Annotated in this window: 12 protein-coding genes; 3 read left to right on the top strand and 9 right to left on the bottom strand. The window is 66.7% G+C overall.

Annotated features, from left to right (window positions below):
- Positions 1-111: 111 nt before the first annotated feature.
- The 5 genes from ung to rhlB all read right to left on the bottom strand — a co-directional run bounded on the left by ung (position 112) and on the right by rhlB (position 5,068).
- On the bottom strand, positions 112-825 hold the full coding sequence (ung, locus tag FNZ56_RS10220) for a uracil-DNA glycosylase (protein ID WP_143879739.1): 714 nt from the start codon (positions 823-825) through the stop codon (positions 112-114).
- Positions 822-1,667, bottom strand: a complete 846-nt coding sequence (locus FNZ56_RS10215) for a response regulator (RefSeq protein WP_143879738.1) — start codon at positions 1,665-1,667, stop codon at positions 822-824. Before FNZ56_RS10215 ends, ung begins: the two co-directional genes overlap by 4 nt.
- Positions 1,667-2,599: a permease-like cell division protein FtsX gene (gene ftsX, locus FNZ56_RS10210; RefSeq protein WP_143879737.1), complete on the bottom strand. Its 933-nt coding sequence runs from the start codon at positions 2,597-2,599 to the stop codon at positions 1,667-1,669. Before ftsX ends, FNZ56_RS10215 begins: the two co-directional genes overlap by 1 nt.
- Positions 2,592-3,281 carry a cell division ATP-binding protein FtsE gene (gene ftsE, locus FNZ56_RS10205; RefSeq protein WP_143879736.1) on the bottom strand — a complete coding sequence of 230 codons (690 nt, stop codon included), beginning with the start codon at positions 3,279-3,281 and terminating at the stop codon, positions 2,592-2,594. Before ftsE ends, ftsX begins: the two co-directional genes overlap by 8 nt.
- Before the next feature lie 101 nt (positions 3,282-3,382).
- Positions 3,383-5,068: an ATP-dependent RNA helicase RhlB gene (gene rhlB, locus FNZ56_RS10200; RefSeq protein ID WP_143879735.1), complete on the bottom strand. Its 1,686-nt coding sequence runs from the start codon at positions 5,066-5,068 to the stop codon at positions 3,383-3,385.
- A 219-nt stretch (positions 5,069-5,287) separates the two neighbouring features.
- Between rhlB and trxA the strand changes: the two genes are divergently transcribed.
- Together trxA and rho are read left to right on the top strand one after the other, a co-directional pair.
- A complete protein-coding gene (trxA, locus tag FNZ56_RS10195) occupies positions 5,288-5,647 on the top strand; it encodes a thioredoxin (RefSeq protein WP_143879734.1) in 360 nt (119 codons plus the stop codon).
- Between the two features lie 267 nt (positions 5,648-5,914).
- Positions 5,915-7,600, top strand: coding sequence for a transcription termination factor Rho (gene rho / locus FNZ56_RS10190; RefSeq protein WP_143879733.1), 1,686 nt, complete (start codon positions 5,915-5,917; stop codon positions 7,598-7,600).
- A 60-nt stretch (positions 7,601-7,660) separates the two neighbouring features.
- On the opposite strand, the gene FNZ56_RS10185 is transcribed toward rho, so the two are convergent.
- Genes FNZ56_RS10185 through FNZ56_RS10170 form a run of 4 tightly spaced genes read right to left on the bottom strand, consistent with a single transcriptional unit; the run spans position 7,661 to position 11,310 of the window.
- The gene (locus FNZ56_RS10185) at positions 7,661-8,530 is read right to left on the bottom strand and encodes a protein tonB (RefSeq protein WP_143879732.1); all 870 of its coding nucleotides are present in this window, start codon (positions 8,528-8,530) and stop codon (positions 7,661-7,663) included.
- A 49-nt stretch (positions 8,531-8,579) separates the two neighbouring features.
- Positions 8,580-9,524 carry an energy transducer TonB gene (locus tag FNZ56_RS10180; protein ID WP_143879731.1) on the bottom strand — a complete coding sequence of 315 codons (945 nt, stop codon included), beginning with the start codon at positions 9,522-9,524 and terminating at the stop codon, positions 8,580-8,582.
- Between the two features lie 15 nt (positions 9,525-9,539).
- Positions 9,540-10,427: an energy transducer TonB gene (locus FNZ56_RS10175; protein ID WP_143879730.1), complete on the bottom strand. Its 888-nt coding sequence runs from the start codon at positions 10,425-10,427 to the stop codon at positions 9,540-9,542.
- 43 nt (positions 10,428-10,470) lie between these two features.
- Entirely contained in the window at positions 10,471-11,310 is an 840-nt protein-coding gene (locus FNZ56_RS10170) for a hypothetical protein (protein ID WP_143879729.1), read from the bottom strand.
- 80 nt (positions 11,311-11,390) lie between these two features.
- Here FNZ56_RS10170 and FNZ56_RS10165 point away from each other — a divergent pair, with 80 nt between their 5' ends.
- Entirely contained in the window at positions 11,391-13,211 is a 1,821-nt protein-coding gene (locus tag FNZ56_RS10165; RefSeq protein WP_143879728.1) for a monovalent cation:proton antiporter-2 (CPA2) family protein, read from the top strand.
- Positions 13,212-13,546: the final 335 nt, after the last annotated feature.

Here is a 13,546-nt window from a genome sequence, read left to right as displayed (position 1 = left end):
CGGCATATCTGACTGCTAACGGGTCGAAAAGTTCCACACCATCCCATCTCTGGAACGATGGCGGAGCTGGGCACAGGATCGACATGGGCCCGGATCGGGCCGGCGCAAGGCTCAGGTGGGCGGCGGCCCGGGTTCGGCCCGCGGCGGCAGCGACCAGTCCACCGGGGCCACGCCATGGCGGGCCAGGTATTCGTTGGCGGCGGAGAAATGCCCGCAGCCGATGAAACCCCGGTGCGCGGACAGTGGCGAGGGGTGCGGCGCCTTCAGCACCCGGTGCCGGCGCGGGTCGATCACCCGGCCCTTGGCCTGCGCATAGCTGCCCCAGAGCAGGAACACCAAACCCTCGCGTTCGCAGTTCAACACATCGACGACATGGTCGGTGAAGCCTTCCCAGCCCTTGCCTTGGTGCGAACCGGCGCGGCCTTCCTCGACCGTCAGCACCGAGTTCAGCAACAGCACGCCACGTTGCGCCCACGGCAGCAGATGGCCGTGCGTGGGCGCGGCGAAACCGGTGTCGCGCGCGAGTTCCTTGTAGATGTTCTGCAGCGAAGGCGGAACCTCGACGCCCGGCAGCACCGAGAAACACAGTCCGTGCGCCTGCCCCGGGCCGTGGTAGGGATCCTGGCCGAGGATCACGACCTTGACCGCGTCGAACGGCGTGGCGTCGAACGCGGCGAAGATGTTTTTCGGTTCCGGATGGATGCGCGCACCGGCATGGATGCGCTGCCGCAGGAATTCCGACAGCGCGCGCATGTCCTCGCGCGCGAACCAGTCGCCGACGCGCGCTTTCCACGAGGGTTCGAGTCGCAGCTCGCCCGCGCTCATGCGTCGAACGCGCGCCGCTCCGGCGTCTTCGCCGCGCGCAGCTGGAACAGCGTCTTGATCACCAGCAGGCGTTCCTCGATCGGCTTCAGCACCAGGTCGTTCGCGCCCTCGCGCAGCAGCGAGGCCTGGTGTTCGCGGTTGTCGTCGCCAGTCATCACCACCACCGGCAGGCGTCGCTTGGAATAGCCGAAGGCCTTGCGCACCTGCCCGAGCAATTCGTGCCCGCTGAGCGCACCCTTCAGGTACACGTCGCTGAGCAGCAGGTCGGCGCCAACGTCGTCCTCGCTGCGGTGTTCGTGCAGGAAGTCGAGCGCGGCTTCGGCGGAATCGACGTGGGTCACCGTCATCTGATGCGCTTCCAGCATGCGCTTGGTCGCAAGCGCGACCACGCGGCTATCCTCGACGTAGAGCACGCGCGCGCCGGGCACCGGCTGCGGATCGACGTAGCCGCGGATGAACGCGGCCAGCGCCTGGTGGCCGAGCGCCTTGTCGAAGTAATCGGTGACGTCGTCGGCCAGGCTGCGCGACTCCAGCCGCGACTGCACGTCGCCGGACACCACGATCACCGGCACGTAGGCCTGGCCCGCGGCTTCGCGCACCAGTTTCGCCACCGCGGCGCCGTCGCCATCGGGCAAAACCAACGATGTGGTCACGAGATCGAACGCGCCTTCGGCCAGCGCCGCGCGCGCGGCCTCGATGCCCTCGCAGGCGATGACCTCCGCGTTCGGCAATTCCTTGTGCAACACGTCGCCGATGAGCTTGCGCACGAGTTTCGAACCATCGACGACCAGCACCCGCGGCGCGTCGCTGACCAGGTGGCGCAGGTCGTGCTTGCCGGCCATCACGCCTCCGCCGGGCGCGTCTGGCGCAGGAAATGCCCGGTCACCACGCCCGCCCCCAACCAGCCGAGCAGGGTCGCGCCGACGAGGACGCCGACCAGCACCGCGGGCGCGAAACCAGTGAGCTGGAAATGGCTGCCGTAGGTCGCGGCGAGGTCGGCCAGCGGCGCGCGCAACGACCACGCGGCGAGCGTGAGCAGGCCGAGTGCGAGCGCGCCGGCGGCGAGTCCATACCACGCGCCGAGATAAAGGAACGGTCGACGGATGAAGCCGTCGCGTGCGCCGAGCAGTTGCAGCACGCCGATCTCCTCGCGCCGCGACTGGATGTCGAGGCGCACCGTGTTGCCGACCACCAGCAACGCGCCGAGGCCGAGCAACAGGCCGAGCACCCAGACCACGCGTCCGCCGAAACGCAGCCAGCCATCGAGCCGCTGGCGCCATTGCGCGTCGTGCTGCACCTGGTCGGCTTCGGGCAAGGCGGACAGCGATTCGGCAAGCGCGGTTTCGTCGCCGCGCGGGGTGACGATCAGCACGCTCGGCAGCGGGTTGTCGCCGAGCGCGTCGATGGCATCGCCAAGGCCGCCGCGTTCGCGCAGTTCCTTCAGGCCTTCCTCCGGCGTTTTCACTTTCACCGTGGCGACGTCGCTGCGCCCGCGCAGATTGGTGGCCAGCGCCTGCGCGCGATCGAGGCCGAGTTCGGGCTTGAGGAACACGGCGATCTCGCGCGACTGCTGTAGTTCGCCGCCGAAGCGCGAAATGTTGTCGAGCACCGCCCACAGGCCCAGCGGCAGCGCCAATGCCACCGCCATCACACCGATGGTGAGCAGCGTCGCCCATGGCCGGCGCACCGCGCGGCCGAGGCTGGAAACGAAGCTGTAAACGTGGTGGTTCAACCACGCGACCGGCCCGGAATGATGGACGCGCGCCTCATTCATCGGCGAGGTCCTCGGGCGAAATGTCGTCCACCAGCTGGCCATGGTCGAGCACCAGCACGCGCCGCTTCATGCGCTTGACCAGCCCGAGGTCGTGGCTGGCGACGAGCACGCTGGTGCCGCGTTCGGGCAAGGACGCGAACAACGCCATGATTTCCGCGGACAGGGTCGGATCGAGGTTGCCGGTGGGTTCGTCTGCGAGCAGCAATCGCGGTTCGCCCACCACCGCGCGGGCGATGCCGACGCGCTGTTGTTCGCCGGCGGAAAGCTGCGTCGGCAGCGCGCGATCGCGGTCGCCGAGGCCGAGGCGTTCGAGGATGCTGCGCACACGCTTGCCGATCTCGCCGCGTTTCATCCCGCGCAGGACCAGCGGCAACGCGATGTTCTCGTACACGCTGCGGTCGAGCAGCAGGCGATGGTCCTGGAACACCACGCCGACTTCGCGCCGGTGCAGTGCCTCGCGACCGCGCCGCACCTTGGCGAGGTTGCGTTCGTTGAACAGCACGGTGCCGCGGCTCGGCCGTTCGGCGAGGTGGATGAGCTTCAGCAGCGTGCTCTTGCCGGCGCCGGAATGCCCGGTGAGGAACAGCATTTCGCCCGGCTGGATGTCGAAACTGACTTCGCGAAGCGCCTGCCGGCCGCCTGCGTAGACCTTGCTGACGTTGTCGAAGCGCAGGACCGGCATGGCGACGACGCGACCTCTCCGTGGCGTTGAGGCGCAGTATCGCCCGCGGCGCCGACGGCGGCCAGCATCCCGCCGAGCACAGCAGGCGCGTGGGCGGGTTGTCAGTGCTGTTTGCTGGGCGAACGCGTCACCAGCGACTTCAGCCCGCGGCCGATGCGCGTCAGCAGCGAAGGCTGCGCGGCGGCAGGCGTCGCCGGCGGCGCGGCAGCAGTAGCGCCCGATTGCGGCGCGGCGCCTTCCACGCGGCGTCCGCCGCGACGACGACGGCGCTTGCGCGGTGGGCGTTGTTCGCCGTCGGCGAGCGGGAGTTGCGCCTGGGCCGGGGTTTCGGCGGCGGCCGTTGCCGGTGCCTCGGGCCGGGGCTTGCGCGGCGGGCGCGGCCCACGGTTCTCGCCATCGCGATCACCGGCGGCTTGTCCCGAGCCCGTCGAAGGACGACGTTCGCCGCTACGTCCGCCGCGTCCACCGGAACGTTCGCCACGACCGCCACTGCGGCCGCCGCGCTTGGCGTCCTCGGCGGCGCGGGCCTCGCGCACTTCCCTGAAGATCTCGCCGATGCTTTCGCCATCCTCGGCCACCGCCTCGACCTGCGGCCGCGGCGCGCGCGGCACTGCGACCAGCATTTCCGGAGTGACGTGCTCGCCCGGGATCTTCTGGTCGATGTAGGCCTCGATGTCCGGCAACGACATGCCGTAGCGCTCGCAGGCGAAGCTGATCGCATCGCCCTCGGCACCCAGGCGCGCGGTGCGGCCGATGCGGTGCACGTAATCCTCGGCGTCGAACGGCAGGTCGTAGTTGTAGACGTGCGACACGCCATCGATATGCAGGCCGCGCGCGGCGACGTCGGTGGCGACCAGCAGCTCCAGCTGGCCGGCCTGGAACTTCTTCAGCAGCGACTCGCGCTTCTTCTGCGGCACGTCGCCGCTGAGCACGCCGACCCGGTAGCCGGCCTTCTCCAGCGCGCGCGCCACGCGTTCGACGAACGCCTTGGTGTTGACGAACACCATCGTGCGCGCGCCCTCGCTGCGCGAGAGCAGGCCGAGCAGCAACGGGATCTTCTCTTCGTCGGCCGGGTAATAGACCTTCTGGCGCACGCGTGCGGCAGTGACGGTCTCGGCTTCGACCACCAGCTTCTCGGGCTCGTTCATGTGCTCGTAGGCGAGCTCGAGCACGCGGTGCGACAGCGTCGCGCTGAACAGCAGGGTCTGTCGTTCGGTGCGGATCGGCATGCGCCGCAGCAGGAAGCGGATGTCCTTGATGAAGCCGAGGTCGAACATGCGGTCGGCCTCGTCGAGCACGCAGACCTCGCAGGCGTGCAGCGACACGACCTTGTGCTGCTTGACGTAGTCGATCAGGCGGCCGGGGGTGGCGATGATCACGTCGGCGCCGGCCTGCAGCTGCGCGCGCTGCTTGTCGTAGTCGACGCCGCCGTACACGAGCGCGAACTTGAGGCCGAGGTCGGAGGCGAACTTCACCGCGTCCTTGTGGATCTGGATCGCCAGCTCGCGGGTCGGCGCGAGGATCAGCGCGCGCGGGTCCTCGGGCTTGCGATCGGCCAGCGCCGGCCTGGTCAGCAACCGGTTGATGACGGTGATCAGGAACGCCAGGGTCTTGCCGGTGCCGGTCTGGGCCTGGCCGGCGACGTCGCGGCCGGCGAGCGCCAGCGGCAGGGTCAGGGCCTGGATCGGAGTGCAGCGGTTGAAACCGGCGGCTTCGAGCCCCGCGAGCAACGCGGGATGCAGGTCGAAGGAGGAAAAACTGATATCGGTCAGGGGTTTGTCGGACACGGGTGCTTGGCCTCGGGGCGCCACGAGGGCGCGCATGCGCATGCATGCTTGTATGAATGGGAGGCAGCCACGCAGACTGCCGGGAAGGTCCGGGGCTGGTCGTTCCCGGCACGACAACGCGACTTGAATGCCGCGCTGGACTCCCCAAGTTTAACATTCCCCTTATTCCCTGCTGCCGGGCCACTGCCCGCCAGTCCAACGTTTCCGCAGGAGAACTCCGTGAGCGACAAGGTCATCCACGCCACCGACGCCGATTTCGATGCCGCCGTGCTGCAGTCCAGCGAGCCGGTGCTGGTCGATTTCTGGGCGCCGTGGTGCGGCCCGTGCAAGATGATCGCGCCGGCGCTGGACGAACTGGCCGCGGCCTACGCCGGCAAGGCCAAGATCGTGAAGGTCGACGTCGACCAGAACCAGGCGACCGCGATCAAGTACCACGTGCGCTCGATCCCGATGCTGCTGGTATTCAAGGACGGCCAGGTCCACGGCACCCAGATCGGGGCGGTGGGCAAGGCCCAGCTCGGGCAGATGATCGAGAAGGCGCTTGACCAGAAAGACGCCTTGACCGGCCTGTCCCGCTGAATCCCCTGCGCCTGCGCTGCAGGAGCGACCCTGGGGGCGCGACCTGCGGCAAGCGATCCGGCTGAACAATCGCGCCCCGAAGGGCGCTCCCATCGGCAACGCCGCTTGCGCGCCACGGCGCGCCAGTGCTAGTTTTCCCCCACGTTTCGGCGCCAGATTGGGCACGCCCCGCCGCCGCACCTCCTCTTCCAGACCTTTCCCGACGTCCTGAGGACGTTTCCCGATGCTCGCGCAACGCGAGCGCTCGCCACTGCGAGGTTTTCCCGCTTGTCCGACGATACCGAAACCACCCCGAAGCGCCGCGGCCGTCCGCCGAAGGCCCGACCCGAAGCTGCAAGCTCCCAACCGCCGGATGGCGGTTTGTCTGCCGCGCCCGCCACCCCGCCACCGCCCCCCGCCGCCGCTGAACCGGCATCCCCCGCGCCGCCGCCAGAGGCCAGCGCGCCGGCGCCGCAGTCGAACGACGCGCCTTCCGAAGGCGGCTTCGAATCGCGCGGCGGCCAGCAGGACGGCCAGCGCTTCAACAACCAGAACCAGCAAGGCGGCAACAACCGCCGCGACCGTTTCCGCAACCGGCGCGACCGCCAGCGCGAGCGCTACCAGAACGGCCTGCCGCAGGACGACAGCGGCGGCGGCAACGGCGAAGGCTTCGTGCCGCGCCCGCACCCGCAGGTACCCGAAGGCTTCCCGACCTATTCGCTGGGCGACCTCAAGCGCATGCCCGCGCCGAAACTGATCGACATCGCCGAGCAGTTGCAGATCAGCGAAGGCGTCGCCCGCGCGCGCAAGCAGGACATCATCTTCGGCATCCTCAAGGTGCTGACCCGCCACGGCGAAGGCGTCGCCGCCGATGGCGTGCTGGAAATCCTGCCGGACGGCTTCGGCTTCCTGCGCAGCGCCGAGGCCAGCTACCTCGCCGGCCCGGACGACACCTACATCTCGCCCTCGCAGATCCGCCGCTTCAACCTGCGCACCGGCGACCACATCTCCGGCCGAATCCGCTGGCCCAAGGATGGCGAACGCTATTTCGCGCTGAACATCGTCGACACCATCAACGGCGAGCCGCTGGAAGCCTCGAAGAACAAGGCGCTGTTCGAGAACCTGACCCCGCTGTTCCCGCGCAAGCGCTTCAAGCTCGAGCGCGGCGACGGATCCACCGAGGACATCGCCGGCCGCATCCTCGATTTGATGGCGCCGCAAGGCAAGGGCCAGCGCGCGCTGATCGTTTCGCCGCCCAAGGCCGGCAAGACGATGATGCTGCAGCAGATCGCCAGCGCGATCACCTACAACCACCCCGACGTGCACCTGATCGTGCTGCTGATCGACGAGCGCCCGGAAGAAGTGACCGAAATGCAGCGCACCGTGCGCGGCGAGGTGATTTCGTCCACGTTCGACGAACCCGCCGCGCGCCACGTGCAGGTCGCCGAGATGGTGATCGAGCGCGCCAAGCGCCTGGTCGAGCACAAGCGCGACGTGGTGATCCTGCTCGATTCGATCACCCGCCTCGCCCGCGCCTACAACAACGTCGTCCCGTCCAGCGGCAAGGTACTGACCGGCGGCGTGGACTCCAACGCGATGCACCGGCCGAAGCGCTTCTTCGGCGCCGCGCGCAATGTCGAGGAAGGCGGTTCGCTCACCATTATTGCAACTGCGCTGGTCGATACCGGCAGCGCGATGGACAAGGTGATCTACGAAGAGTTCAAGGGCACCGGCAATTCCGAAGTGCACCTGGACCGCCGCATCACCGAGAAGCGCGTGTATCCGGCGATCGGCGTGAACCTCTCCGGCACCCGCCGCGAGGATCTGCTGATCGAACCGGACCTGCTGCAGAAGATCTGGATCCTGCGCAAGCTGCTGCATCCGATGGACGAGATCGCGGCGATGGAATTCCTGCTCGACAAGATGAAGAGCACCAAGTCCAACGACGAGTTCTTCGCTTCGATGAAGCGTTGAGTCTTCGCGCGAAGCTAGAAGAAAACGCCCCGCGATGCGGGGCGTTTTTTGTTGCGGCGATCAGCCTTGCATCAGTGGCGTCAGAAGCTTTGGGCCAACGCCATCCAGGGAGAACAGACCGGCGGGTAGTGCATCGATTCCGCCCGCGTTCTTTTCGTCCTCCGGGTTCCGCCATGGAATGTTCGCGCGCGGTCCGGGCAGATAGGCATGCCACTTGCCGTAATTCCCGTCCTCGGGTTGGCCATTTCTCATCCGGAAGACCAAAGGCATGACTCCCGACCAGTAGGGCTTGCTCGCCCCTTCGCCACTCGCCGGCACGATGAAGGTCCAATCGCGCAGGACTGCCAACGATCTTTCGCCAAGCAGCTTGCGCGCATGCGCCATCTGCGCATCGGTGCCGGTCGCGGTCAGGTTCACTTGTTCGACGATTCCATCCATGACCCTGCCATCCGGCCCGATCTTCAGCGCGATGTAGACGTCGCCCGTCGCACCGGACATCATCAATGCCGTCACCAGCGTGCCGATGGACGTCCGCTTCCCGACGCTGATCCTGTTTTCCTTGTCGGCGTCATCGAAGAAGCTCGCAGTGCGGATGCCGATGTCATAGTCGCCACCGCCCTTCGGGCTGGCCACGAAGCGCAATGCCACCTTCGCATGGGCGCCGACCGGTTTCCCGTCGATCGTCTTTGTTGCAAATTTCCAGTTCGGGAGTTTCATCGAGACCAGTTGCACGATCTCCGATGGGAGTTTTTCGGGCTTGTCGAGCGCGTAGTGCGCGACCCGGCCATCCGCGTCGATGTCGATCAACCCGGTCACCACCATGCTGAGTTCCATCTGCTTTCGCAGCGCCTGCGGACTGCTTGCATCCACCGCGAAAAAGACCGCCAGCAACGCGACCGCAGCTGCGACCCTGATTCCAAAAGCCGTCATCCTCGTCCCCGTCCTTGAAGTGCGGCGCAATCGCACGCTCGTTCCATGATCACCCCTGCGTCAACGGCGTCAGCAGCCTGGGGCCGGAGCTATCGAGCGTGAGCTCGCCGGCCGGCAATGCATCGACGCCCCCGGCATTGACTTGCCTCGGCCCGCCATCCGGGTCTGCCCATGGGACTTCGGTGTGCGGGCCCGGGATGTATTTTTCCCACTCGCCGTATTTCGCGCGTGCCTCAGTGCCGGCGATTCCGTAATGCACCGGAAGAATCCCGATCCAGTACGGTTTTCCGGCTTGATCGCCCTGAGTCGGGACGTCGAAGATCCACTTGCGCAGCGATGCCAGCGTATTGTTTCCGAGAATCCTGCGTGCCTTTGCCATCTCCACGTCCGTGCCAGAAATGGTGAGGTTCACTTGCTCCACCATCGCGTCCATGACCAAGCCGTCGGGGCCGATCTTCAGGGCGGCATACACGGTACCCGCCATGCCGGAATCGATGGCCTCCTTCGGATACCGCAAGGCCGCTTTTTGTCGAATGCCAAACCGGTTGCCGCTCTCGACATCGGGTCGACCGTTCTTTCCACCACCCGAAAACCAGACGCTCTGGATGCCGGCGGCGTAGTTGCCGTCGCCGTTCGGGGTCGCCAGCAACCGCATCGATATGTAGGTTTGCGCAGCGACCGGCTTTCCGTCGGCCAGTACCGGTTCGAATTTCCATTGCATCACCTGTTTGTCGAGCATTCCGGCGATGCTGGGCGCCAGCTTGTTCATTCCTTCGATCGAATAGTGATCGACGCTTCCGTCGGCATCGATGTCGACCGTGCCCTTGAGCAAAATGCTGAATTGGGCCTGCTCGCGTTTCGGCTGCGTGTCGGCTGCGCCGGCGATGAAGGCGACGGCGAGCAGGGCCGATGCGACCACGATCATGGTTCCCCAAGCCTTCATTCCCGCCTCCCGTCCTTGAAGTGCGGCGCGAGCATAGCGCGGCTCGATCACCCGCGTGTTCCGTAATCAGCCTTGCATCAGTGGCGTCAGAAGCTTGGGTCCAGAATTGTCGAGCGAAAGCACGCCTTCGGGTGCCGCGTCGTTCCCGCAATGGCTGTTGTCACCGCCCTTGTCGAGGGTGCGCCATGGAATGGGTGTGCAGGGCCCGGGGATGTATGCCCGCCATTCCCCATAACCGGCTTCGGCCGGCGAACCGTTCTGGTCCGAGAGCCGGAAGGTCACCGGAAGGAATCCGGACCAGTACGGCTGGCCGGCACGCTCGCCTTTGGTCGGGACATTGAATGTCCACTGACGCACCACCTTCAGCGTCGGCTGCGAGAGCAATCTGCGCAACCTCGCCATGTCCCCGTCCGAGTACAGGGTGGGCAGATTCACCTGCTCGACGATGGCGTCCTCCACCTTGCCATCCGGGCCGATCTTCAGCGCAAGGTACAGGTCCGCCGCGTCCAGTCCCGTCGACATCAGCGCCGATACCATGGGGCCCCGCGAGGTTTTCTTGCGGACACTGATGCGCTCGTCCTCGCCTTCGCTGTCGCCCCAGAAGTAGGCGCTCTGGATATGCACGTCGAAATTCTGTGTGTCCGCGGGCTTGGCGACGATGCGCAACTGCATCTTCGTGCGTGCTCGCACCGGTTTGCCGTCGACCAGTGTCGGCTCGAATCGCCATTGCGAAACCTGCATGCCGACCATTCCGGCCACCGCTGGCGAAAGCTTTCCGGAATCATCGAGCGCATAACTTTCGACGCTGCCATCCGGCCGCATGTCGATGGTGCCCTTCACCAGCATGCTCATCTCGGACATCCGGAGCAGACGCTCCTGATCGGCCGCATCGGCTGCAAAACCGAGCGCTAGTAGCGCCAACAACAGCGCAGCCCTGATTCCCCAACCCTTCATCCCCGTTCCCCATCCCTGAAACCCGGCGCGAGCATAGCGCGGCTCAATCGTCCACGCTCTCCAGATCGTCCTCGGCGAAGCGCCAGGCGCCTTCCTCGCGCAGCATCCGCACGCGGCCGCGGCGGCGGATGTCGTCGCGGTCGGTGCCTTCGACCCACAGCACCGCGCTGTCGCCATCGACCAGCCCGCGCGCGATGTCGGCCTGCAGCGGCGTGCCGTCGCGCAGGTCCTTGATCGATTCCTTCACCTGCGCCGCATCGTCCTCGGGGAAGCGGTACGCATGCTCGCTGTCGCCGAGCTTGCGCAGCGCCGCGACATCGCCTTTCGCCAACGCGGCGAGCCATGCACGGTATGCGGCTCCCGGCTCGCCGCCATCGGCCGGCAACGGCTTGCCCGGCAACGGCGTCACCGCGACGTCGAAGCGCAGGTCGAAATCGTAGGTCTGGTCGAAGAAGGATTCGGGCTCTTTCAATTCCCAACCGCCGGCGACGCGGCCCGGCTCGAACGTGTCCAGCCCGAACGTGCCGTAGCCGGAGGTGTTGAACGAATCGTCCGGTTGCTTGCGGTTGTAGAACATCCCGCATTCGGAACTGTCCGCGCTGATGCAGATGCGCACGTAACCACCGGCGCGGTCGCCGAGTTCCGCGCGCACTTCGTCCTCGGGATCGAACGCGGCCGCGACCTTGGCTGCGTCCAGCGGGAAATCGCCGAGGTACACGAAGGTCTGCGCGCCGTCGTCGTAGCCGCGGTCGCGGACCACGGCGATGGCGTACTTCGCGTCGACATGGGTTTCGCCCAGCCGGAAATGCCCGCCCCCGGCCGCGAATGCGTTCGCCATCGACAGGACGAGCGGCGCCATGGCGGCGGCGCGGAGCATGGACATGGCGCTCTCCTCGCGGGCGTTCCACTGCGATAACGCCGAAATCCGCCGCGACCGGCCTATCATCGGCCCCGGAGGTGCCCATGCACGACGGCGGTCTCGAACTCGCGTTGGTGTTCCTGCTCGCGGCGGTGGTCGCGGTGCCGGTGTTCAAGCGCTTTGGCCTCGGCGCGGTGCTCGGCTACCTCGTCGCCGGCGTGCTGCTTGGCCCGCATGCGCTGAAGGTCGTGGCCGATCCCGAACGCGTGCTCGCCGCCAGCGAGATCGGCGTGGTGATGATGCTGTTCGTGATCGGGCTGGAACTGTCGCTGCCGCGGCTGAAGCTGATGAAGCGCCCGATCTTCGGCACCGGCGGGCTGCAGGTGCTGCTGACCGCCGCGGTGCTGGGCGGTTTCGTGATGCTGCAGGGCCTGGCCTGGCAAACCGCGATCGTGGTCGGGGTCGGGCTGGCGCTGTCCTCGACCGCGGTCGGCCTGCAGTTGCTGACCGAGCGCAAGGAACTCAACAGCGACCACGGCCGCCTCGCGTTCGCGATCCTGCTGTTCCAGGACCTGGCCGCGATCCCGTTGCTGGCGGCGATCCCGCTGCTGGCGCACGCGGCCGATGCCGGAACCAATACCTGGCTGGCGGTGGCCAAGGCGATGGGCGCCATCGCCGCGCTGGTGTTCGGCGGCCGCTTCCTGCTGCGCTACCTGTTCGGGATCATCGCCCGCACCGGCATGCCCGAAGTGTTCACCGCCACCGCGTTGCTGGTGGTGCTGGGTAGCGCGTGGCTGCTGCAGCTGGTGGGCCTGAGCGCGGGCCTCGGCGCATTCCTCGCCGGCGTATTGCTGGCCGATTCGGAATTCCGGCACGAACTGGAATCGCAGATCCAGCCGTTCGAGGGCCTGTTGCTCGGCCTGTTCTTCATGGCCGTGGGCATGAGCATCGACCTGCGCGTGGTCGCCGCCGATCCGGCATCGATCGCCATCGGCGTGGCGGTGCTGATGCTGGTGAAGTTCATCCTGCTGTTCGCCCTCGGCCTACGTCCCGGCAAGCTGTCCACGCGCGGTGCGTTGCTGTTGGGCGCGGTGCTCGCGCTGGGCGGCGAATTCGCCTTCGTGGTGTTCAACGAAGCTGACCGCGCCAACCTGCTGGCGAAAGCGCAGCACGACCGCCTGACCGCCATCGTCGGCCTGTCGATGGCAGTGACGCCGCTGCTGTTGATCGCGATCGTGCGCCTGCTCGCGCTAGGCAAGCCGAAGGGGCCCGCGCGCGCGTTCGACGAAATCCCGGACGAACAGCCGCAGGTGCTGATCGCTGGCTTCGGTCGCTTCGGCCAGATCGTCGCGCGATTGCTGTTCGCCCAGCACATCCGCTTCGTGGCGATCGATCCGGACGTGGAGCAGGTCGATTTCTTCCGCCGCTTCGGCAACCCGATCTATTACGGCGACCCGGCCAAGCCCGACCTGCTGCGCTCGGCCGGTGCGGCGCAAATCAAGGTGTTCGTGGTCGCGGTGGACGACATGGAGGCGAGCCTGCGCATCACCCGCCTGCTGCGCCGCCAGTACCCGAAGGCGAAGGTGTTCGTGCGTGCGCGCGACCGTCGCCATGCGTGGCAGCTGATGGATTTCGGGGTAGTGCCGATGCGCGAGACCTTCGGAAGCAGCCTGGAGATGGGCCGCGACGTGCTGGTCGCGCTCGGCGTTCCGCCCGAGGTCGCGGACGACCGCGCGCGCCGTTTCCGCGAGCTCGACGAACGCCTGCTGGAAGCGCAGTACCTCGTCTACGACGACGAGGACGCGCTGCGCCAGACCAATGCCGATGCGCGCAAGGAACTGGAGCAGTTGTTCGCCGCGGAACTCGGCGAGGGCGAATTCGGCGACGTGGCGAAGGTGCAGGACGAAGCGGCGCCGGGGGGTTGAGAAGTCGTCATTCCGGCGAAAGCCGGAATCCAGTGCCTTTCGTTCCGATTACCGAAAAGCAAAGACGCTGGATTCCGGGCTCATCGCCGATGAAGCCGGCGATGCCCCGGAATGACGGTGTGTAACCATGTCACTGTTGAATCGATACAGTCGATCCAACTTATGACTTCCTATTTGGCGGAGCGAAATACGTCCCTCACCTTCTCGGTGACGTCCAAGAAGCGCGGAGGCACAGGGCCAATCCAGTATCTGCCGCTGTCGCCGAATGGCTCTTCGATTTCGAAGAGTTGTTCGTCCACGATAAACTCGCAGAAAGACGACTCACGAAGCCAGGA

This window comes from Lysobacter lycopersici, from assembly GCF_007556775.1.
In the GTDB taxonomy this organism is placed as follows: Bacteria; Pseudomonadota; Gammaproteobacteria; order Xanthomonadales; family Xanthomonadaceae; genus Pseudoluteimonas; species Pseudoluteimonas lycopersici.
The sequence above is the reverse complement of the archived record's forward strand: the minus strand, read 5'-3'. Positions and strand labels throughout refer to the sequence as shown.